Annotated in this window: 15 protein-coding genes; 1 reads left to right on the forward strand and 14 read right to left on the reverse strand. The window is 70.3% G+C overall.

What is annotated here, in order from left to right; translation table 11 throughout:
• Window positions 1-91: 91 nt before the first annotated feature.
• From ACWC09_RS11775 to ACWC09_RS11820, 10 genes are all read right to left on the reverse strand, one after another.
• Complete coding sequence (locus tag ACWC09_RS11775) at window positions 92-4612, reverse strand: AAA family ATPase (protein ID WP_450850344.1); 4521 nt, start codon at window positions 4610-4612, stop codon at window positions 92-94.
• On the reverse strand, window positions 4609-5481 hold the full coding sequence (locus ACWC09_RS11780) for an endopeptidase (RefSeq protein ID WP_234360411.1): 873 nt from the start codon (window positions 5479-5481) through the stop codon (window positions 4609-4611). Before ACWC09_RS11780 ends, ACWC09_RS11775 begins: the two co-directional genes overlap by 4 nt.
• A gap of 165 nt (window positions 5482-5646) precedes the next feature.
• Window positions 5647-6807, reverse strand: a complete 1161-nt coding sequence (locus ACWC09_RS11785; RefSeq protein WP_450850345.1) for a hypothetical protein — start codon at window positions 6805-6807, stop codon at window positions 5647-5649.
• A gap of 163 nt (window positions 6808-6970) precedes the next feature.
• Window positions 6971-8071 (reverse strand): patatin-like phospholipase family protein, encoded by a 1101-nt coding sequence (locus ACWC09_RS11790; RefSeq protein WP_450850346.1) that lies wholly within the window; start codon window positions 8069-8071, stop codon window positions 6971-6973.
• A complete protein-coding gene (locus ACWC09_RS11795) occupies window positions 8068-10605 on the reverse strand; it encodes a ThiF family adenylyltransferase (protein ID WP_450850347.1) in 2538 nt (845 codons plus the stop codon). The genes ACWC09_RS11790 and ACWC09_RS11795 overlap by 4 nt, the downstream gene beginning before the upstream one ends.
• Entirely contained in the window at window positions 10602-11903 is a 1302-nt protein-coding gene (locus ACWC09_RS11800; protein ID WP_450850348.1) for a hypothetical protein, read from the reverse strand. The genes ACWC09_RS11795 and ACWC09_RS11800 overlap by 4 nt, the downstream gene beginning before the upstream one ends.
• A 262-nt stretch (window positions 11904-12165) precedes the next feature.
• Entirely contained in the window at window positions 12166-12447 is a 282-nt protein-coding gene (locus ACWC09_RS11805; protein ID WP_067258217.1) for a DUF3892 domain-containing protein, read from the reverse strand.
• Window positions 12448-12593: 146 nt separating this feature from the next.
• Window positions 12594-13619, reverse strand: coding sequence for an ImmA/IrrE family metallo-endopeptidase (locus ACWC09_RS11810; protein WP_450850349.1), 1026 nt, complete (start codon window positions 13617-13619; stop codon window positions 12594-12596).
• A gap of 8 nt (window positions 13620-13627) precedes the next feature.
• Complete coding sequence (locus tag ACWC09_RS11815) at window positions 13628-14539, reverse strand: hypothetical protein (RefSeq protein ID WP_450850350.1); 912 nt, start codon at window positions 14537-14539, stop codon at window positions 13628-13630.
• A gap of 66 nt (window positions 14540-14605) precedes the next feature.
• Window positions 14606-15565 (reverse strand): hypothetical protein, encoded by a 960-nt coding sequence (locus tag ACWC09_RS11820; protein ID WP_450850351.1) that lies wholly within the window; start codon window positions 15563-15565, stop codon window positions 14606-14608.
• A gap of 613 nt (window positions 15566-16178) precedes the next feature.
• On the opposite strand from ACWC09_RS11820, the gene ACWC09_RS11825 reads away from it, so the two are divergent.
• Window positions 16179-17006, forward strand: coding sequence for a replication-relaxation family protein (locus tag ACWC09_RS11825; RefSeq protein ID WP_450850366.1), 828 nt, complete (start codon window positions 16179-16181; stop codon window positions 17004-17006).
• A gap of 361 nt (window positions 17007-17367) precedes the next feature.
• On the opposite strand, the gene ACWC09_RS11830 is transcribed toward ACWC09_RS11825, so the two are convergent.
• The 4 genes from ACWC09_RS11830 to ACWC09_RS11845 all read right to left on the reverse strand — a co-directional run bounded on the left by ACWC09_RS11830 (window position 17368) and on the right by ACWC09_RS11845 (window position 21586).
• The gene (locus tag ACWC09_RS11830) at window positions 17368-17640 is read right to left on the reverse strand and encodes a hypothetical protein (protein ID WP_450850352.1); all 273 of its coding nucleotides are present in this window, start codon (window positions 17638-17640) and stop codon (window positions 17368-17370) included.
• On the reverse strand, window positions 17640-17873 hold the full coding sequence (locus ACWC09_RS11835; RefSeq protein ID WP_358608607.1) for a hypothetical protein: 234 nt from the start codon (window positions 17871-17873) through the stop codon (window positions 17640-17642). Before ACWC09_RS11835 ends, ACWC09_RS11830 begins: the two co-directional genes overlap by 1 nt.
• A gap of 206 nt (window positions 17874-18079) precedes the next feature.
• A complete protein-coding gene (locus ACWC09_RS11840; protein WP_450850353.1) occupies window positions 18080-20224 on the reverse strand; it encodes a protein kinase domain-containing protein in 2145 nt (714 codons plus the stop codon).
• 201 nt (window positions 20225-20425) lie between these two features.
• Window positions 20426-21586, reverse strand: coding sequence for a beta-galactosidase (locus ACWC09_RS11845; RefSeq protein ID WP_450850354.1), 1161 nt, complete (start codon window positions 21584-21586; stop codon window positions 20426-20428).
• Window positions 21587-21845: the final 259 nt, after the last annotated feature.

The raw sequence follows: 21845 nt of genomic DNA on the forward strand, positions 1-21845 counted from the left end.
TGATTCGCGAATCATGCCTCAGATGTCAACACTGCAGCGGGAGTGCGCTGCCGCCGCACCGTATGCCTACCGGAACGGTGCCTGGGGCAGTTCAGGCATCCTCGAGCGTGGTGCCGCCCCTCGGAGGCTGGAGGTGCACGGTGACAGCGGCCGTTCCCGTGGGACTGCCGACGATGACGGCAGGGGCGGTGCTGCGGTTGACGGAGCCGACGGGGAGCACGGCGAGCGAAGTGATCGGTGCACCGGTGACCAGGCGGAGAACCTCCTGTCCCGTGTGGTAGTCCCACACACGGATGCTGGTGTCGTCCGAGCAGGCGCTGACGAGCAGGTCACGGTCGGCGTCAGGATGGGGCAGGGCAGCAAGGGCGGTGATGGGGCCCTGGTGCCCGGTCAGCGGCACATGGGTTTCTGAGCGCGGGGCAAATGGGTCCCACAGCCGGATCACACCGTCCGATCCACCGGTGGCCAGGAGGCCGCCGCCGGCGACGGTCAGGCTGCGCACGGCACCGATGCGCTGGGGCAAACCCATGTGCGGGGCGTGGCCGGGGTACAGCAGGCGCACGGCACGGGTGGTGGCGATGGCCAGCACCGGTGATCTGGTGTCGGGCAGTACGGCGAGTGCCCGCACGACCGCCTCGGCACGGAGTGTCGGCAAGTGGGGGGTGCCGCCGTCAATGGGCAGGTACTCGACGCGGGAGTCGCTGATGGCGGCGGCGAGGACGGGCTGCCCGGTTTCCGGGTGGGGGAAGCGGGCCAGCGCCCGGACCCTGGTGTTGGAGTAGCGCGAGGGAAGCAGGACGCGCCGTGAGCCTGCTTCCGTGGTGAGTTCGACGCTTCCGTCCGCGTACCCGATGGCGATGCGTTCGGGGCCGTCACGTGTGGGTTCGAGAGCGGTCAGTGCGGTGACGTCTTTGTAGGGGCGGTCGTCGGGCGTGGTCAACACGTGTGCTGCCCGGCCGGTCTGTACGGAGCGCACGGTGATCTCACCGGCACGGCCACCGCTGATGAGACTGGGTGGCCCGGATGGGTGCGGCAGGAGGGCGACGTGTTCTGCCGAGGGATGATCGATCTCGCTGTCGGCGGCTGGCGCCTGAAGGTCCCACAGGCGGATGGTGCGGTCGAACGATGCGGACGCCAGGAGGGGCTGGCCTTGGGGGCCGGTGAAGACCGTCAGGCCGCGGATCATCTTGGTGTGCTCGGTGGGGAGTTGGCGAACGAGTACACCGGAGGCGGTATCGAAGACGTGGAGAGCGCCGTCCACGCTGCTGCCGGTGACCAGCAGGGGGTCGCCGTAGGGGCCGGGGTGCAAGGCCAGGGACGCCACGGGCTGCCGGATCGGCTGGTGTGGGTGCTGGGCTCGGGTCAGCGGGTTCCAGATGCGAACGGACTTCGTGGAGCGGGACGCAATGACCAGCCGTGGTTCGCGGTCACGTGTGGCGAAGCCGACGACGGCGGAGGCGCCCCTGCCCGTGCACGGCAGTTCCCCGGCGTCATCGAACGTCAGGGCATCCACGATGGGGACGTAACTGCCGTCCTGGGCAATAGCGAGCAGTGGACCGACACCCGGCACGGGGATCACGGCGAGTGCGTGGACGAGGGGCCCGCGGTACCTCCAGCCGACATCCTGCTGCCTCTGGAGGCGGCCGATGCTGTGCAGGGGCCGTTGTGTCTGGATGTGCCCGGTGAGGGGGTCCACCAAGAGGAGGTCCTCGGTGGTGGCGACAGCAAGGAGTGTCCATCCGTGTGTGCCACGGCGGTTCCGTCGGCGTGCACCGTCGTTGACAGTAGTGACGGCACGGATGCGCCCTGCCAGCAGGGGGTCGGCCACGCCGGTCTGGGGGTCGCATCGCCACAGACCGGCGTCACTTCCGACGATGAGGGAGGGCTCCCCGCGGCGGTCGTCCAGGACGGTGAGCGCGCGGGTATGGGGCCCCAGCCCTTCCATGGCGGTGCCGAAGGGGCTGCCGGAGAGGGGGTCCCACAGGGTGAGGTTGCCCCGCTCGTCTGCGGCTGCCAGCACGACGGAGTCGTCGGTGGTGCGGAAGGTGGCCAGTGCGTAGGGGTTGGCGGGAGTGCCTGCCAGGATGTTGGTGGGCAGATGCAGGTGGTTGAAGCGCGGGCGTAGTTGTGGGTGGCGCGTCGGGGTGTGTGCTTGTGTGCTGCCGGTGTGCTGGGCGAGGGCGAGGCTGTCGGCTCGGGAGGCGGGGGGTGCGTCGCCGACGAAGGGCTCGATGCGGGCCCACGCGGCCAGGTTCCGGATGCGATCGGTGGCGGTGATGGGCAGGCCGAGGGAACCGCGCACGTTGTCGCGGGTCGCCCAGGGCAGGAAGTGGGCCGGGATGTGGTCGTCGTCGACTGTGTTTCCGAGTGCGGCGTGGGTGATCAGGTGCCGTCGCAGGTAGGGGTGCGGGGGTTGCTCCGGTGCCCTTGGCAGTAGCCGGGCGAAGGCCTGGGTGAGCTGCCGGTGAGCGGTGGTGGTGTCGGCTGTCCCGGCACCGTCCTGGGTGGGTGTAGTAGAGGTGTCGGCGGGGGCCAGGAGTGTGTGGGGTGCGGTGCGCAGTGTTTCGCTGACGCGTTCGTGGATGGGGCGGTAGACGGTTCTGCCGTCTTCCTGGGCAGTTGTCAGGTATCCGGTCAGCCGACTGTCACGTACCACTTGGCGGATGGCGGCTGCCGCGTCGTCGCAGGGGGGATGCAGGGCGTTCACCGCGGCTGGCCAGATGTCGGCCCAGGGCAGGCCCGCCCCCTGGGCGAAGGCGGTGGCGCGCAGGACGGCCAGGAGTTCGTCGGGGGTTGCGTCGCCGTGCAGGGCTACGTCGGCGAGGTCTTGGCGGAGCAGTTCGTGCGTTCCCTGTCTCAGCTGGCGGCGCCAGGCCAGGTCAGTGGGCTGAGGCAGGAGGGTGCGGGCGTGGAGTTGCTGGGCGGCGAGCCGGGCGTCCAGGAAGGAGGGGGCCACCTCTTCGGCCACCGCTGTGGCGACACGGCTGATGCGGTCGTCGTCGCGGTCAAGGAGGCGCGAGCCCGCCTGGGGGTCGGCGTGCAGCAGGGATGCGGTGTAGGCGGCGATGTCGTCCTGTGCGGTGAGGTCGTCGGTACGCACTGCCGGGCCGGCGTCGGTTGCCCGCTGCAGCAGGGCCAGGAGATCGCCGCCGTTCGGGCCTGCGGGGTCGGCACTGGAAGAGTCGGGGCCGGCGGGGGCGGGGCTGCGGATGCCGAGGAGGAGCCGGATGAGGGGCTGGCCGTCGGCGCTCAGGGTGGCCAGCGGGCGCAGGACGTCGGTGATGATGCGGCGCGGGTTGCGGGCTTCGTCGATCCCGTCGATCACTACGGTGAGAGGTCTACCGTTGCGCTGCATGAAGGCGCGGACATAGGCGCGCAGTTCCTCAATCGGATCATGACCGGCCGGTGTCGGGCGGCCGGTGAGGGCCTCGTAGAGCGCCGCGGACAGTTCGTGCGGGTCGGTGTTGCGGGCCAGTACTGCCGCGTCGACGGCTCCTTCAGGAACGTGAAGGTGTTCGGGGATGGCGTCGAGGACGGGCCGGTAAGCGTCGTCGGCCCGGAATCGGGGATCGCTGAGCGTGACAAGACGGGCCAGCAGCGCGCTTTTACCGGAGCCGGCGGACCCGGTCACGATGAGGACGCCGTCGTCACCGTCCAGAAACTCGATCATGCGGCTGACCAGGGCGGCGCGCCCGGTGAAGTACCAGCCCGGGCCGGAGCCGGACATCTGGCCGGTGGCCCGGGAGATCCAGTAGTCGTCCAGGTCGGCGCGGTTCCAGCCGACCTGGCTGCGGGCGTCCTCGAGGAGGGTGGTGTCGGTGTAGCCGGGGTTGGGCAGGCAGGGGCTCAGCGCGCGGCCAGCGAGTTGGAGGCTGACGCTGTCGCCCGGGGGCCAGATGCGGTGGATGTCCGCCATGGTGGTGCGGTTCCAGACGGCGGCGCGGATCGCATGGAAGTCTTCCCAGCTCAGATGGGAGCGCGCGTATCCGTTGGTCTGGTCTTCGCAGTGCGCGCGGATCGCGGCCAGCAGTGAAGTGAAGGCCTGAAGTCGGGGTCTGGAATCTTCGTTGCCGGCGGTCAGCACGACCAGGGATCCCAAAGCTCGGCGGTCCTCATCCAATGCTTTGAGGGTGTCTTGGAGTTCGTCCGTCAGGCGTCCGGAGAAGCAGGAGTCGACCATCACCAGGACGTGCCCGGCGCGGGAGTCGAGGGCGGTGGCGATGAGTTCGGCCGTGGGGAACGCAGTGCCCAGGGGGCGGGTCTCATCAGTGTCGGGCAGCTGCAGAAAATGCTGCCGTCCGCGGGGAGCGAGACCGTGGCCGGTGATGTAGACGACCAGAGCTTCGTCGTCGTCGGCGTCGGCCAGGTCCTGGTCGATCAGGAAGCACCGCAGATCGTGCACGCTGAGCAGCGGCTTGGGCGGGGCTGCAGGAGTGAAGCGCCGCTCTGCTTCCAGGCCTTCGCCGGCCCACCAGTCCTCTACGACCGAAACCTGGGCGCTGATGCCGGCGCGGAAGGCCTCCCGCTCGGCCAGGGTCCCGGTGTCGTAGTCGCTGACGGCGATGACGACCAAGCGCCGATGGAACGTGGACGGGACGTGTTCTTCGGTCATGACCAGCTGTGGGTGGCCGCCCGCGCGACCGGCAGGGTGCGCAGGTACGCCTGGGCGGCGTGGGGATCGATGTTGCCGTTGTCGACTTCGACGTCAGTGACGTTGCGGGCGCCCAGAGCCAGACCGGCTGCGCCGGTTACGGCATCGTCCGGGTCGTACACGTTGAGCCATCTGATGTGTGCCGGCATGGCCAGCAGCTCCGGCTCCGGGATGTTCATGGCGCGCCGCACGGCGGGGATACCCAGGGGCGAGCCGCAGGTGACGAACGTGTGCACAGCGGTTCCGGCGGTGCCGGGAGCGGCAATCTTCTCCTGCCTGATGAGGTCGTAGGCGATCACGCTGCCCAGGGAGTGACCGATGACGACGGTGGCGGTGTCGTCACTGAAAGCTTTGAGGACGTGATCGTGGACCTTGGAGGCGAGGTTGGGGTGCTTGAGATAGAAGCGGACCTCACGCAGACGGGTGATGAGCTTGCCGACGACGCTGTCAGGGGTACGCCGGTCGTAGACCATGGCGCGACGGGTGACGCTGGGCGGCAGCTTCGGCAGCCCGAGCGTCGTCGGGTCCAGCTCCTCGGCCAGCGCCCGCTCCTGCGGCGTTAGCAGATCGTCCAGCGCCTCGACGATGAAGGCTTCCTCATCGGCGGTCAGGGCAGTGGAGTCGTCTGGGAAGAAGTCCGACGGGCCCAGCCGGTCCGCGCCCCGCGCCAGGAGCGAGGACCAGTGCGGAATCTCCAGGGTGGGGATCAGCCGGGGGTCGGTGCGCACCGCGTCCTGCCCGTGCAGGGCGGTGATACCGCGGTTCAGTGCCTTGTTCCACTCTTTGATCAGCTCGCGCCGCGACGTACGGCCCTGCTTGATCCCATGCACTCCGACAATGTGTTGCTGCACCCGTTCCCCCGCCAACTTGCGCCTGCGTCCCTACCCAACCGCCCGTTTCACCGGCATGGTTGAGGAGCCCACTCTACGGCGGCCGTCGCATGGCCACTGCCTCCTCGCCCCAGCCTCGTTATGGACCAGTGGTATCCCGGTGTGTCACGCCGGGCTCAACAGCACCTGTTCCAAGTCCTGCCAGGCTGGTGGCGGTTGGGCTGCTGAGCGCACGACGGTGAGCAGGCGCCCGTCGAGGCAGGCGTCGAAGCGGCCTTCGGCCCGTGCGAGTCGCTCTCGGACACCGGCTTGAGGTGGGGGCTGTTCGGCCAGGACGGCCAGCAGCACCTCGTACTGGGCAGATCCCAGCGCGTCGGCGGGCACCCAGGTGCCGCGGAGGGGAATGTCTGCGAGTTCCGCGTCGAGTTCGGGGGCGGTGTCGTACAGCCGCTGTACCATGCGGCCGGTCCGTGAGAGCGGGTCGGTCCTGGGTGGTGTGGGGGCAGCAACGGGTACCGACATCACCGGCTGCAGCGCGTCCGTGGTGGATGGCGTGGCGGGCGGCGGTTCGGGATCGCCGTCCGGCATCTGCCCCAAGGGGTCCTCCTCCACCGGAAAGCGCCACTGGTCGCCTGCGCTCTGCCGCTTCCAGCGGGCGTCCAGTGCACCGTCCCAGCGTTGGTCCTGAGGAAGGAAGATGTCCACGGCGACGCCGGAGCGACCGATCCAGACCCAGCTCATGAAGTAGGCGTGGTCGCGGTGGGACGCCGACCAGAGAGCGAGTTCCTGCAATCGCCTCTTCTGCTCGGCGAGCGGCCGCGTCGGTAGGAGCGTCTTGGCGCGGCGATGCCGACCCCGGGCCTCTCCCGCGACGCGGCCGCCAGGCAGATGGAACAGCAAGTCCGGTCTGACACCGCCGTTTTGATAGCCCGACAGCATGCCGCCGGGCAACGCGTCGAAACTGTGCAGGGCGTGCGCCGCGTTGTCCCAGGCGAAGAGGGCTTCGCTGGCCGCCGTCAGCATGCCCAGCCCTGAGCTTTCGGTGACGAAGCCGCGGATGTGCCGCGAGCTCGCCACAAATGCCCGGTGATCAACCTGGAGCGGGGCACCGGCGCTGGGGGCATCGAGATAGCTGGCCAGAAGGCGGACCTCGAGCTGCTTGGTCCGGTAGTCGACGACCCGGTTGAGATCGCAGGCGAGCGCGTTGATGTGGATGAGCCGGGCCAGCCCCACCCCCAGGTCACCCCGTCCGACCTGTGTGGCGGTCACCATCGCCCCTTGCACCCGAAACTGCCACACCCGGGCCCCTACGGTGTTCGACGTCATGTTCCTCCCCGATGCGGTGCGCCCGCGTTATGGCGTCTCGCAAGCCGTCACGTCCGATTCTCCCCGCCCTGCAGCCACCCAGGTGTCACGAGGGGGGAGCAGTCACACGTCCGGCGCGGCGCTCGGCGTTGTTCGGCGTGTGGGGAGTCTGTGCTGCCTGGCCTCAGTGCTGGAAGTGGCGCAGGTACATGGGCAGGACGGTGCGCGTGAGCTGTTCGCCGCGGGTGGTGATGGCCTCGAAGTTGGTGCGGCTCATGGCGGCGAAGTTGGTCGGGTAGGTGGCTACCGCGCTGCGCGGGACGAGGTCGGCAGGCGGCGCGGGCAGACGGTTGTCCTTCATGCCGAGGTAGGCCAGCGCGAAGCCGTCGATGCGTCCGCTGGCGGCCCATTCGTGCAGGCGGGAGCGGGCGGAGTCCTGGGCTTTGCGGTGGACGGTGGCGAAGGAGCGGTTCAGGCGTCCGGCCATGAAGTGGGGTGCCTTCAGGGCGAGCTCGCCCAGTCCGGCGTCGCAGGCGATGATGAAGGGCACGTCGTAGACGTGCTGGGTGTGGTGCGGTGAGCGTCCGGGTTCCAGGACGGACAGGCCGAGGTTGTCGTAGACGCCGCCGTCGGTGAGCAGCACGGTGTGCTGCTGGCTGTGTCCGTCGCGGTGCTGAAAGGTGAAGGTGCGTTCCAAGGCTGGCAGGAGGGCGGGGTAGGCGGCGGAGGCGGCCACTGCGGTGGCGACGGGGATGGGTTCGATGATGGTGCCGTAGCGGGAGCAGCCGCTGCGGGCGCTGCCGAAGCGGACGGCGTTGGTGGTGGCGAGGTCGGTGGCGGTCAGGACGACGTCGAGGCCGGGGTGGGTGACGTCGGCCATGGTGGCGGTGGCGAAGGCCTTGCGGGTCAGGACGGCGGCGAGCGCGTCGGTGCGGTTGGCGGGGCGGGCGACGCTGATGTCGGTGGTGCGGGTGAACAGGTGGCGTGCTCCTGCCCATGTGGCCGCTGTGAGATTGCGGGCGGCCGCGGAAGGCTTGAACGCCTGGCGTGCGATGTCCAGTTGCAGACCGGAGCGCAGCAGGCCGGTGGCGTGGGCGTCGAAGTCGGCGAAGTCTCGCGGGCCGTAGGCCCACAGGGCTGCGAGCAGGGATCCGCCGGAGATGCCGGAGACGACACGGATACGGTCGAGGAGATCGCGGTCGTTAAGGGCGCGCAGGCAGCCGAGGTGGAAGGCGGCCGCGCGTGAGCCGCCGCCGGACAGGGCGAGGCCGATGGTGCGGGTCATGAGCGGGAGCCCTTGCGTGGGACGGGGTTGTGGGGGCGGGTGGTGTAGCCGCCGGGCCACCAGGTCATGGAGCCGAGGTGGGCGGGCGGTGCCGGTGTGGGTGGCTCGGCGGCGGAGGAGGCTGTGCGGGTGGCAAGGTGGGCGTAGAGGTCGGGGCGGCCACCGGTGGCGAGCCACTTCTGCCAGACGGCATCCGGTCCTCCGGCGATGAGGACGAGGGCGCGGGCGGGGGCGTCGTCCAGCGGCAGGGTCAGACGGGTCATGGCGGTGCGGTCGGTGTCGCTGGGCTGTGCGGCTGTGTGGGGGTGGGTGTGCCACATGCCGAGGAAGCGGCTGATGTTGCCGGTCGCTTCCCGGCGGGCGGTGAGGTGGCCGCTGACCCCGTCCAGGCCGTGCCGGAAGTAGGCCTGGGTCAGCAGGGAGTCGGGAGGCGGGCCGGTGGCCTCGTCGACGAAGATCACGCCGGTGGCGTCGTCGACGACGCCAAGCAGGGTGCCGCCGGTTTCCACCCGCGGGCCCCGCACGCGGGCGCCTCGGCGGGCTTCCGCGCGCATCTCGGCCAGCGCGGCGGGGGTGATGCGCACGTCGTAGCCGGTGGCCTCGTCGGTGGCGAGAGCGTCGTTGGGCCAGGTCAGCCAGCGTGGGCCGACGGGCTGGGCGTCGGTCGGTCCGCCGGGCGCGCGGATGATGAGCGTAGCCATGGTGTGCCGGTCGGCGGGGGCGTTGACGGCGTGGAGGATGCCGATCACCAGTTGCCCGGCCAGGGCGGTGACGTCGGCAGCCGAACCGGTGAAGGTGGCGTCCGAGCAGCCCGGTTCGGGCTGGAAGAGCTCCGTTGGGGGCTTGGTGGGGAAGAAGTCCTCGATCAGGTCGTCGAAGGTGTGGGTGGCGTCGGTATGTGCGGCCAGCGCGGTGCGGCGCAGGACGTCGGCGCCGCCCCCGGTGGCGCTGCGGGGCGAGAAGGCGGCGATGCCGCGGGTGGCATGGTGGCCGATCATGAGCGTGGCCAGGTGGGGCCAGGGGGCGGCGTCGGTGCGGCGGGCGCGTTCGAGGTGGGCACGGACGATGCGGTTGGCGGTGCAGTCCCAGATCAGGTCGAACGTGTGCAGATCGAGTTCGGACAGCCGGGTGGTGATGTCGCCGACGAGTGCCTCGACCTGTGTGGCGTGGGGGGCGATCCGGTTGAGGCGGCTGGCCAGGACTCGCGCCTTGGCGCGGCCGATGTCGGCATCCGCATAGGGTTGGCGGGCCAGGATTCCCGGGTGGACGAGCGCCCGGTCGGCGACGGTGAGGTGCTCGGCGCCGGCACGTGCGCACATGTCGGCGACGGGGGCGCCCAGGGCGCCGGCGCCCAGGACTAGGATGCGTTTGCCCCACAGCCAGGCCGCGGGGGTGGTGTGGTCGCGGCGGACCGTGACCTCGGGGCGGGCCTCGTAGATGCGCATCCACCAGGTGCGCAGGCCGTCGAGCCATTCAGTGCCGAACTGGATAACCTTGTCGCCGAGTTCGGCCAGCTGCGGGTGGTCACTGAAGGCGGTGTCTGCGGCCAGGCGCCCGATCCGGTCGGCGAAGTCGGGCAGGTGCCAGGCCACCAGGTGGGTCTGGCGGGGGCCGTCACCGGCGATGCCCCGCGAGGGGGTGCCCAGCAGCAGATGCACCGGCGCGGCCGGGGTGTCTACGTCGTCCTCGGCGGGTGCATCGCCTTCGGGGTGGAGCAAGGTGCGGTTGTGGTCCGCAACGAAACCGGTCAGCCCCAGCAGCAGGCGTGGGGTGATGTGGTCGCGGGCCAGGGCATCGACCAGTTCGCGCGCGGTGAGCGGGTACTCGAACGTCAGATGCTGCGTGGTGACGACTGCCGGGGCGAGAAACGCGCGGGCGCCGGCCGGGAGCGCGGCCTTCTCCCGCAACTGCTCCAGGCTGCTGGGCCAGGGGTCCTCGACGGCAATCCAGCCCACCACGTCGCATCTGGTGTCGTTGACCTGGTGCAGTACGGCGGCGCCCAGCCATGGCCCGTCCGACCGTGCGACGGGCGCGTCGTGGCGGATCACAAGGAGTCCTGCGCTGCGGTCGGTCAGGGCGTTCGGCGGGTGCAGGGGTTCGCCGGGCCGGTCCAGTTCTCCCGCGGCCGCCGCCTCGAACCAGTCCAAGAGGCGGTTGATGAACCCGTACATGCCGTCGGCCGGATCCCACTCGGTCGCCGTCGAACGGTACAGGCACAGGTGGCGGCCCCAGTTGACGTGCGGCGCGCCGGCGAAGCGGGCGTGCCGGGTCTGCACGCTGGGGACGGCGAAAGGAAAGTCCGGGGGGATCAGCAGGGTGACCGCCTCGACGCTGCGCAGGTGCAGGCCGCCTGGGGTGCGCGGCAGGTTGGCGCAGCCGATGCTGATGCGGGCCTCAAGGTACCCGGAGCGATCGTCGCAGGCAGCCACGTGCGTGGCCGCCACCGCTCCCTGGGAAGCCTCGACGATCTGGTGCAGCTGGTCGAGGGCAAGCTGCTGGCCTTCGGTGAGTTCCAGGGCGGTGCGGTCCTTCACGCGTCACCGAATCCGATCTGTACCGCCGGCTCGGCCTTGTCGCCCCTGGCCTGTTGCACACCGGCGCGCGCGGCGTCCGTGCCGCGCTGGTGCGGCAGGCCGGTGGCGGTGAAGGAGGCGGCCGGGAAGCGAGTGGTACCCAGCGCTGTCAGCAGCCGGCGTCCCCCGCCCGCGGCCTTCAGCACCTGGGACTTGTTCTCCAGGTCGGTGACGTCGACGAGTTCGAGGCCCAGACCGGGCTCCAGAGCGAAGACCACCGGACGGGGCTCCTCCTTGGAGGGGTATTCCCCCGTGCACAGCACCGGGTAGGCGGTGATCGACTCGTAGGCGTCGCGGGCCAGCAGGTGCGGCGGGTCGTTGCCGGTGTCGTCCTCGTCACGGAAGGGCCGCGAGCTGGAGATCACCCGCGCGTCCGCGTCGGCATGCGCCTGGAGCTGGTCGAGGAGGTCCTGCTTGAGCTCCTCCTCACCGTCCTCGCCGTCGGCATACATGGCCTTCTTGGAGCAGTGGTGCGGGGAGAGCAGCACGTCCCACTCCACCCGGTCCGAGTTGCCCGCGGCCTCGCTGTTCTCAAAGATCATCTTGATGATGGGGTAGGCGAGGTCTCCCAGGAACAGCAGCCGGCCGACGGTGCCGTCACTGGCCTTCAGCTGTACTTGCAGGGCCAAAGACGTGTCGTTGCGGTCGCCGGCGCAGTTGTCCTTGAACGGTGCGTGGACGAACGCCTCCAAGCGGTCCGCGACGTCCTGGCCGTCGACCTTGGTGATCACGTCACCGGGGAAGGTGAAGTACTCATCGGGCAACTCGGCGTAGGAGTGCATTTCGCGGTCCTCGTCGTAGCCGATGATGCGCACCCGGTCTCCGCTGGCCGGCTCCTTGCCGTCCTCGATGGCCTTGAGGGTGGCGGTCACGCGCCTCTCGACCTCGTCCTGGAAGCGCTGCGCGTCCTCGCACATTGGCTTGTCCTCTGACAGTTCGCGCCACAGTCGGGGCGTCGCCCAGATCTCCCCGATCAGGATGGAGCTCTCCAGCAGGTCGCCGAAGCCGCAGCAGTGGTCCTTGTCGGCGTGGGTCAGGGCGAAGACTGCCAGGTAGGGCGTTTTGCCGTCGGGCTGCGGCAGGGTCTCCTCCAGGCGGTCGATGACGGCGGCGACCACCGCGTCGTCCTCGTCGGCCGCCTTCATGTCCCGCAGATCCACCTGCATGACCAGGTTGTCGCCCAGCACGATCGTGGTGGAGTCGCCCGTGCCCACCGGCCAGAACACCACCCCCTGTCCGGGAAGTTCCGTCTCGACCATGTCCTGCCTCTTCACTCGATATTGATCAACTAGCGGGAAACCCGTACAAGTTCACCCACGCGAGATTTACCACGCGCCACTGACAAGCCGCCGTAATCAGGCAGCGTGCGGGCAGGCCCTTGGGCACAGCCGGTCAGTCCAACTGCGGACTTCGAACGCGGCTGGCTCGTGCCGTCTGCGCGATCCGTAGGCAGCCGGGGCCGCGCACGCCGGAGGCGGCGCGGCCGACTCGCCCGTTCTCGCCCAGGGCGTCCGGGCTTGTTCAGCGGCGCGGAAGGGCCAGGAGGTTGTTGGTCCACACCCCGTCGGCGTGGGTCTGCAGGTACTTCTCGCCACGCGGCGGGGTCACCACGGCGACCTTCGCCCGGTGTCCGCCCGCGTCGCTCGTGTACGCCTGGCCCTTTTCGTCCTCGATCCAGGTGACGATCTCCGCCCGAGTGTTGTCGCCGCTCTTGGCGGTCTCCGGGTTGGTCCACCACAGGCGGGTGATGTGCTGGTGCGTGGTGCCGCCGGACAGGCGGACCGCGGTGATCTGGATGGCCATCGTTCTCTTCTTCTGCCGGCCTCGCCTGACGGGGCCCCGGAGCCGGCGCCAGGTCCCGTCACCCCGGTGTGGGGTGCTTCGCCCGGGACGGACGACGTAACTCGCGGGTAGAGAAACGAGGGTGTCCTCAAGGGGCCGACGGGACGTCAGGAGCAGTCAAGGCAGCGATCGGCGCCGTCCGCGAACATCGCCAGCGGATGCCGGATGAAGCATCCCGGGCACAGGCGTTCACTCACGCGCGACGGGCAGGCACAGCGGCCGCACTCGGGACAGTTGGGGACGCGGCAGGCGGAACAGGCGGGGTCGAAGGAGCGGTACTCCTCGCCACAGTGCTCGCAGATGTACTCGCGCGCCTGGGGGCCGGTGTCCTTCGTGGGCGGCGTGAAGGCGCGCCAGGGCGCCGAGTCAGCGACGAGGACCGCGACCAGATAGCCGTCCATCGGCGCGGTCTGCGCATGCAGTTCCCGCCCCAGGATGCCGTCGCGGTAGCGGACCTGGGTGCGCCCGTGCGCGCGGCCCTGGCCGGCCCGGGCCTGGGCGATGGTGGAAATGTCGCCCTGCAAGCTGCCCCGCCGCAGCGGCGGAAGGCCGTGGGAGGCGGCGAAGGCGACCTTGCCGTCGGCATCCAGGAGGAGGACGTGTCCGGGAGCGGGCAGGTGCTGAACGGCCCGGACGCACACCGCCATGCGGGAGGCTCCGCTGGCCCGCCACAGCTCCACCAGGTCGGGGGCAGTCGGCCCGCCGGCGGCCAAGTGATGCTCTACCAGCGGGGCCGGCAGCAGGATCTCGGCGGCGAACGCGTCGCAGGCCGCGTCCTCCAGCAGCACACCGCCGTCGGGCTGGCGGTCGAAGGCGTCCATCAGGGCGAAGCTGTTCTGCTGCAGATGATGACCCAGCTCGTGCAGGGTGGTGAAGTCCCGTCGGGCGTGGCTGGCGGAGTCGGCGACGATGATCTGAGGGGGCGGTCCGGGTTCGTAGGCACCGGCGACGCTGCACCGCGCGCCGGTCTGGGACTCGGCAACGCGCCGGACGGTCAGCTCCGGCCAGGTCTGCATCTCGGCGAGAGCCCCCTGGGCCAGGCGCTGGGCTGCATCCGGCCGCTGTGTGTCCAGTTCCTCCAGCATGGCGGTCGCCTGAGTGCGGGCGGCGGCCGCAAGCACGTAGTTGACCACGGCAACCCCTACTGACCCAGTCGCAGCTCGAAGTAGCCGTCCGTGCGCGCCGCCCAGTTAATGTGCGTGCGGTCTTCCTGCCGGGCCGCCAGGGTGACGATGCCGTAGGCGGCACGCAGCCGGGCCCGGTGTTCGTCTTCGAGATGCCGGGCGGCCAGGGCCCGCAGCTGGCTGCGGCGCAGCGGCCGGTTCAGCTCGCTGACCACGGCGGGCGGCAGTGCGGGATTGGCAGCGAGGACCTCGTCCATCCCTAGGCCGAGAAAGACGGCGAGCTTCTCGGCCTGGTCGGCAGTGAGCGGGTAATGGCCGCGCCACAACGGCAGGGCCTGGGCGGGTGGCAGCTGCAGCTGCGCGCCGAGCTGCGCCACGGTGACACCGCGCTGTTGCAGCAGCTGCGGCAGGGCTCCGGATCCCTCCGGCACCCAGCGTGCGGCGCTCAGCCTCGCCAAGGTATCCGTCAAGACACCCCGGTACTCAGCATCCGCCACGGCGGGTGACGGCGGGGCGCTGCCCCAGCGTGCCCCGGGCGGCGCGGTGTGCGGCAGATCAGGGTGCAGGGAGGCAGCCAGAGGCACCGTCAGCTGGCTGACCTGACGGTCCAGCACGCACCAGGGCACCGGCTGTTTCAATCCCCACCACAGGGCGAGCGGCTGCTCCAGCGTGGAGGCCTCGGCGGGCAGCAGCAGCGTGCTGGCGTCGGCGTAGCGTTCCAAGGAGACCGGGATGGCGTGCACCGTGTCGTCGTCCACCGCCGTGATCACCAGCAGCTGGATGGTGCGCTCCCACACGGCCCGCCAGATCTGACCGGGTTCAGGATCCCGCGGCGGCGCGGTGGCGACCTCCCGGACGGCGTCCGGGACCTTCAGCCCAGCCGCGGCGGCCACCAGTCGTTCATAGGCACTGCTGTGGGCAGCGTTCATCCTGTTTCCCCCTCTCTGTGGCTGTGGTCCATCAGCGCATTCTCTTCCCACTCAGTACGGACGACGTCACACGGGCGGTTCAGGGGGCGGATCCGCACAGCGCCGCAGCAGCGCGCCCATGACTGCCGTCCGGTCACTGTCGTCCGACAGGGCAAGCCAGAGCTTTGCCTTCAGGCCTGCCAGAACAGCCTCGGCCTGAGCCAGCCCGACCTCCAGCAGTTGCGCCGCGTGATGGGCGCCTTCGTCCAGGTAGGGCAGCAGCTGACGCTCGTTGGCGGTTAGCCGCTGCCAGATGTCGGCGGCGCCGCCCCCGGCTGCCGCGGCGTCGGCCTCCGTCACCGTGCTCGCTTCGACCGGCTCGGCCAGTGCCTCCTCGTCGGCGAAGAGAGAGCTGGAGCGTGCCGGCGCCAATAGCTCGAACCGGGACTCGAGGACCTTGGCCAGGTCCTCCTCCCGCACCGCGCCCCGCGCATGCCGCAGGACCTGCGTCAGGATGACCATGAGGGCATGGACCGTCTGCGCGGGGGTCGGCCCGGAATGGTTCCAGCGAGTGATCCCCACCCCGCGCACGCGCCAGGCTTCGGCAACGAGATCATCCGGATCGCCCTGCCATACCGCGCCCTCCGGGTGCTCGCTCAGCATCCAGCGCGGCGGGGAGCCGGGCATCCGGCGGAAGGAGGCGTCGGCGCCCATCAGCCGGGCGATGCGGCGCCGCAGCTTGCCCCGCGGCGTCTTCTTCGCCTCATCGATGAGGAAGTTCTTGATCGACGCGAGGAACAGCCGCTCCAGCGAAGCCTCGTCGGCGGCCTGGACGAAGCAACTGGTCACGAACCGCTGCCCGGCGCCCTCACGAGTCAGCATGGCCGTAATCACGTCGTAGGCCGCGTCATCACTCCACTCCGCATACCCCTCGGGCGGAGGGAACCCCGACGACCGGCGGACCTGATGCACCAGACGCCGTAGCAGCTCGAACGTCTCCGACCCCAACTGGCCTGTCTGCGACAGCTCTTCGTACGCGCCACCCACTACCGGCACACCCCCGATCCACCCAGAACATGTAGCCCCCAGGCTCCCTGCCTGCATACACCTGTCGCCTCCCCCACACCAGGCAACACGCGCCGGTCAGACCAAGGAAGTGCCCCCGCAGCCAGTAAGCACCCTGACACCTCGCCAGGAACCCGGGACCGTGAAGGCGTGGGTAGTCAGGATGAGCCGCCTACGGCATGGCGATCGCATGCGCCTCAAGAAGGGCCGAGCACACCCGCGTTGAGGCGCCAGCCCCATCGGCGAATCGGACAAGCCACCACAACTGCAGGCGGCCTGCGGACCCTTTCTGCGGATCCCGGCCCCTTGAGCGCCTGCATGCTGTGCTGAACAGCACAACGTGCACGACATGGACAGCCGCTCTGACCTGCACAAATGCCGCCAGAACCATAAGGATTCTCGGGATATCTCCGAGATTCCAGCTCATTCACGAACGCTCAGCCCACAGCCCTACGCACCATTGGCCATGAGTTCACCTATCACAATCTGCGCTGTTCAGACGGCACGTCGCCCACACCACGAAGTCTCCAGCTCAGACCTGAGACAGCAGCTCACGGCCGTCTAGCGAACGGACGGAACCCAAGAACTCACAGGCCTGGTCGACCGGATCACCCTGCCCCGTGCGGGCCGGACGCGGGTGTGGTTTGCCACCCAGTACGGCGTGGAGGTCGCGTCGGAGTGGCCGGAGCTGCGGGAGTGGCGGCCGCCGCGGCTCGTCTCGGACCGCACCGCCGCGCGCTTGCGGGTCGGGCACACGCTGACGGTGACCGAGACCGGCCTCGCCTTCCTGCAGGACGCCCGCCGGCGCGGAGACATATGCCGGCCCCTGGACTGGATCCCCGAGGTCTACCACCCCCTCAGCAACGGCGAGGCCGTCATCCCCGACGCCCTGCTCTACTACCGCCGCGGCGATACCGGCAGTGAGGGCGGGTCGATGCTGCGGGCCTTCGTGGAAGTCGACCGGGCCACCATGGGCCCCGAACGGCTGGCCGCGAAGCTCACCGCCTACGCCCGCCTGCACGACTACGTCGCCATGCCCGTCGGGCGGCCGCGGCTACGCGTCACCGGGCCGCCGCCGGTGGAGTCGTGGAAGCGCCGCTACGCGCGCTTCCCGCGGCTGCTGTTCGTCCTGGACGGCACCGGCCCCGCCGGCATCGAGGCACGGATGCGCGCCCTGCGCGCCAGCACCACCGAAGTCGCAGGCCTGCACGGCCTGCTGCACGCCGTCCCCGTCCTGGCCGCCCCACTGGTCGACATCCTCCGCGACGGGCCCTCAGCGCCCGTCTGGCGCCCCATCCAAGACCCAGAGCAGAGAGTCAGCTGGATGGGCGCCTACCGCCTCCCAGCCGCCCCCGTGCAGCCCACCGCCCCGGAACCGGACGGACCCTGGCCGACCACATCGTGGGGAACTCCCGGCAGCTGAGGATGGCCTCGCGGGGCTGGCCCCCCACCGCCATGGTCCGAGGGCCAGCCGACCACAAGCCCGACCATGCATCAATCCAACCCCCGACCATGAACCCGACCATGCAGGTCACAGCGCTGCGCACGGATCTGGCCGGAGCCTGCGCAATCGACCGCCGCCCATTGCGCAGCGCCTGGCGTCCCGCTGTGGTGCCGCGATGCGCAGGGACTGTGTACCGCTCCGCCTGATCGCCCGTGCGCGCAGGTCAGCGGGCGGGTGCGCAAGAGTGGCGCTCGTGATTGCGCAGCGGATTGCGCAGGCCGACTGTCACTGCGCAGACCCGCGCAGCCCCGAGGCGAGGTGCACAGCGGTTGGGCTCTGGCTAGACCTCGATGTAGGCGACGACGACCACCGTGCGCAGGGCGGTGACGAAGTACAGGACGCGTACGTGCTCGACTTCGTCGGTGTACTGGCGCAGTTGGGGGCCGGGGGTGTCGCTGGGGATCGGCTCGCCGGCGTCCGGGTCCACGGAGATGACGACCAGGGCGCGGTCCAGGGCGTGGATGTCCGCTTCGCTGGTGATGTTCTCCAGCTGCTTCGCGGCGGTGTCGGAGAGGGCGATGCGGGCGCGGCGTGGGCCGTGCTGTGGGGGCATCAGGCGACGGCCGGGCGTTGCTTGGCGAGGCGGGCGAGGTGGGTTTCGCGCAGCTCTTCCCACGGTGTGCAGTCCTCTACCGAGGGCAGCCCGTTCTCGGCGATGTCCTCCAGGACGGCGGCGAGTTGGTCGGCGTTCGCGCGGGTGCGGGCGGCGTACGCACGGACCGCGTCGGCGGCTGCGGGCTCCAGCTGCTGACGGACGTGGTCGGCAGGGGCCGGCTGTTCGGTCATCAAGGGCTCCCCATGCGCGGAACGGCTGTCTGACCACGGTATCGCTGGTCCGCCAGCGGTGGGACCTGTCCGGGTAAAAGCGTCCCTAGCCTGCCCCGTCCGGTACTCGAGCGCGGAGGCCCCGCCGCCGCGCAGCGAACCGTGCGTAGCAATCCCCTGTTACACGGCTCTTGTCATCTTGATCATCAGAGCCCGGTGGCGGGCGGTCATGAGCAGGACGCTTCCACGATGTCGGCGACAACGCCGTAGCTGCCGCTGTTGCCGGCGTTGGTCAGGGCCAGGTCGATGGTGCCGGTGTGGAAGGTGAAGCGGCGGCTGGTGTACCAGCCGCCGGCGTCGTAGGCGTGCTGGTCGAAGGTGAAGCCGTCGAAGAACTGGACGTTGCCGACGTTGGTGCTGTCGACGTTGTAGACCTTGTACGTGGCGGAGGAGGCCCAGGTGCCCTTGGCGACGTGGATACGGAAGCTGCAACTACTGATCTTGGTTCCGGGTTTGAAGACCCAGTCCGCATTGTTGCCCCAGTAGTTCGGATCGTCCTTCTTGTAGGCGAGGCGGCTGTACTGCGCCGCATTGCAGCCGTGGATGTAGGCGCCGCCGGTGGTGGTCTTCCAGGCACCGCTTTCGGGATAGAAGCTGGTCGGCGCTGCGCCGGAGGAGGCGCAGCGGGTGCCGGAGTAGCCGGTCCACCTGACCGGGGCGGCACCGCCGCCGACCCTGCGGGTGGCGGACGGCGTTGGACTGCCCTGGCCGTTGTCGCCACTGCTGTGGCTGGCGGAAGCCTTGGGCGCTGAGGCGGGACGGTCTTGGTGCGGCGAGGAAGTGGGTGAGAGCGAGGCTGAGGGGCCGGCCGCTGTGGCGGCTGAGGTGGGGGGAGCACCGCCGCTGTCCGGTGGAGGGGCCAGCGTCATCCCGGAGTTGCCGGTGGTCAGGAGTACCACGAGGGCGACAGCGGTGGCCAGCATGAGGGGCACGGCGGTGAGTTTGACGCGCACGACGGTCCGGCGGGTGGCGGCCTTGGCGAGGGTCTCGCTGATCTCCTCGCGTCGGGCGGCCAGCCGGGTGGCGGCGGCCGTGGGCAGCCAGGCCACTTCCTGCGGGCGGTCCCCGCCACAGGCCGCGATGATGTCCTCCGGGGTGGGGCGGCGGGCGGGGTTTTTGTCCAGGCAGCGTGTGATCAGGTCCCGCAGACGGTCGTCGCCGCATTCCAGGGCGGCCGGGTCAGGGTCGGCGTGAGCGATCCGGTAGAGGACTTGTCCGTCCGAGCCCTCACCGAACGGTGCGCTGCCAGTGGCGGCGTAGGCGAGGACGCAGCCGAGCGCGAAGATGTCGGCGGCGCCGGTTATCTCCTGGCCAGCGGCCTGTTCGGGGGCCATGAACGGCACCGTGCCCACCAGCATCCCGGTCCTCGTCAGGCGGGAGGCGTCCAGGGCGCGGGCCACGCCGAAGTCGATGACCTTCGGGCCGTCGGTGTCCAGCAGGACGTTGCCGGGAGTGAGGTCCCGGTGCAGCACGCCGACGTCGTGGAAGGCCGCGAGGGCTTCGGCGATCCCCGCGGCCAGTCCGAGCACGACCGCGGCGGGCAGCGGTCCCCCGGTTTGGACGGCCTCGCGCAGTGAGGGGCCGGGCAGGTAGACGGTGGCGAGCCACGGTTGCTGGGCGTCGGTGTCGGCATCCACCACTGCGGGCGTGAACGGCCCCTGGACCTTTCGTACCGCCGCCACCTCCGCTGCGAACCGCTCACGGAACAGCGGGTTTTCCGCCAGGTGGCCGCGCACGACCTTGACGGCCACCGGCCGACCGGCCCGCGAGACGCCCAGGTAGACCACGCCCATCGCGCCGCTGCCGAGCCGGCCCAGCAGCCGGAACGGCCCGACCTTCGCCGGGTCGGACGGCGATAGGGTCGCCACGACGGCCTCGTGGGGCACCGGGGCGGCGTCCGGGCTGGTACGCGCCGGTTCACCGCCGCCTTCGCCAGCGATGTGGCCCAGGTCGTGAGAGTCCTCGGTTCCGGGGCCCGGGCTTCCCGGCGCGGGAGAGCGGCGGTCCCCTTCGGGTTCGGGTTCGGGTAGAAGCGTCGGGTCGTTGTGGCGCAGCCGGACGTCCAGATCCTGCCAGAGCTGGCGCCACTGCGCGACGTCGCCGCCGCAGGCCTCGACAAACGCCGCGGTGACTTCCCAGGACGGCAGCCGCCGGCCCGAAGCGGCGTCGGACAGCGCGGACGGCGAGTAGCGCGCGCGGGCCGCCAGCGTCCGGTAGGTGGGCGATCCCGGGGCGTGCGCCCGCAGTTCCCGCAGGCCCCGGGCGAAATCCCGTAACGGGCCGTCGGGAACCGGCGCTTCCCGTCGGCCCATGCCGCCCCCTCGTCCATGACCGGTAGCCAGCCCGTCCGGGCTCTGGGCGTTTGCGGGCACGTGCCGCACGGCTCCCACGAGGCCCTTCAGACCCTGCTTTTCGCTGCGTCCGGTCATGGTATTACTCGCCTTTCCCCTCTGCCGAGGTCTGCCGTCGTGGTTAGGACACCGCCGCTCCGCGCGCGCCGGAGGCCGCCGGGATCAACTGCCGCTTGCGGACCCGGTGGGCGTGTGCGGGCCGGCTTGTGCTGCCGTGGCCCGGGCAGCGGCCTGGTGGAGTACGTCGCGGTTGGCGTCGGTGATGTCGCTGGTGAAGACAAGGACGAAGACGGGGTGTTCGGCGAGGGCAGCCTTGAGGTCGTCGGCCAGGTTGTCGCCCGTCTCGCTGGTGGCGCCACGCATTTCGGCGATCACCGGGGTCTGGCCCCACGGAGCGGAGAGCGTCCGGCCCGGCACCACACCGTTGTCCTGCAGCCAGATGCCCTTGGCCACGGCGTAGTCGACGATCTTCTCCTCGTTGTAGCCGTCGGTGCCGCCGATGAACGTCTTGTCCGGCATCAGCGCCAGCGGGGTGCGGTGGAAGACGCCGGTGTAGGCGGTGATGGTCTCCTGGGCGTACTGCCACCACAGTTCGTCGGTGTAGCCGATGGACTGCCACAGCGACAGCAGGTTGTCGTTCTTCTCGCTGTCGGCCTTGCTCTCCCCTCCGACACCGATGGAGATGTCGACCGCTGCCACGTTCGCGTTGCCGTCGTAGCGGGCGGCGAACGCCTGCAGGAACGCAGCCATGTCCTTTTCGAAGGCGGGGTTCCAGTACTCCGGCAGGACCGCACCGTCTTGCTCGGTCACCGACTTCACGCCCTGGGCGTAGACCCAGGCGGGGGTGCCGTGCGCGGAGTTGGCGGCGGTGTCCCACTTCGCCCACCCGGACGCCGACACCCGCAGGATGACCTTCTTCCCCGCCGCCACCCACGGCTGCATCGCCTGGTCGACCAGATCCCACCGGTACTGGCCCTGGGCCGGCTCCAGCTGCGCCCAGTAGAAGACCAGCGACCGCCCCGCGACGTCCGGGTTGGTGGCCAGGTCGGAGGTGTTGCCCCCACTGAACGCGTACACGCCCTGGAAGGCATGGCTGTTGGGCGTCGTCCTGGGCGTGCCGCACGCGGACGATGCCGGCGACGCGGAGAGGGCGTCTCCTGCGGCAGGGGACGCCGAACCGTGCACGTTGGACGAGACCGTGCCCGGCGATGCGGGCGACGCGGAATCGGCGCCCTGCCCGCCGAGCGGGCTGGCCGACCCCGACTCCGACGCCCCGTCCGACGGCGTACCGCAGCAAGCGGCGGGCGCCGCGGCGGAGCCCACGTCTGCTGGGTCGGGTGACGCCGAGCCGGGTGATGCCGAGTCCGCTCCTGCGGTTACCGGGCTAGCCGATCCTCCGTCCGACGGTTCTTGAGAACCCGGCGAAGCCGAAGGGCAGTTGGCCGATGACATCGCGGCATCGCTGATCCGGGCCGGGCGGGAGACGGCGGCCGTCTCCGCCACGGCGAACAGCCCTCCAGCGGTCAGCAACGCCGCCAGCCCACCGGCCACGTACCCGGCTCTCCTGCGGGCCCGGGTCCGG

The sequence above is a fragment of the Streptomyces sp. NPDC001617 genome, from assembly GCF_053596855.1.

Coding starts and splice junctions, on each gene's coding strand:
- ACWC09_RS11775 (WP_450850344.1), bottom strand. CDS start 4,612: ATGACCGAAGAACACGTCCCGTCCACGTTCCATCGGCGCTTGGTCGTC.
- ACWC09_RS11785 (WP_450850345.1), bottom strand. CDS start 6,807: ATGACGTCGAACACCGTAGGGGCCCGGGTGTGGCAGTTTCGGGTGCAA.
- ACWC09_RS11790 (WP_450850346.1), bottom strand. CDS start 8,071: ATGACCCGCACCATCGGCCTCGCCCTGTCCGGCGGCGGCTCACGCGCG.
- ACWC09_RS11800 (WP_450850348.1), bottom strand. CDS start 11,903: ATGGTCGAGACGGAACTTCCCGGACAGGGGGTGGTGTTCTGGCCGGTG.
- ACWC09_RS11805 (WP_067258217.1), bottom strand. CDS start 12,447: ATGGCCATCCAGATCACCGCGGTCCGCCTGTCCGGCGGCACCACGCAC.
- ACWC09_RS11815 (WP_450850350.1), bottom strand. CDS start 14,539: ATGAACGCTGCCCACAGCAGTGCCTATGAACGACTGGTGGCCGCCGCG.
- ACWC09_RS11830 (WP_450850352.1), bottom strand. CDS start 17,640: ATGCCCCCACAGCACGGCCCACGCCGCGCCCGCATCGCCCTCTCCGAC.
- ACWC09_RS11835 (WP_358608607.1), bottom strand. CDS start 17,873: ATGACCGAACAGCCGGCCCCTGCCGACCACGTCCGTCAGCAGCTGGAG.
- ACWC09_RS11840 (WP_450850353.1), bottom strand. CDS start 20,224: ATGGGCCGACGGGAAGCGCCGGTTCCCGACGGCCCGTTACGGGATTTC.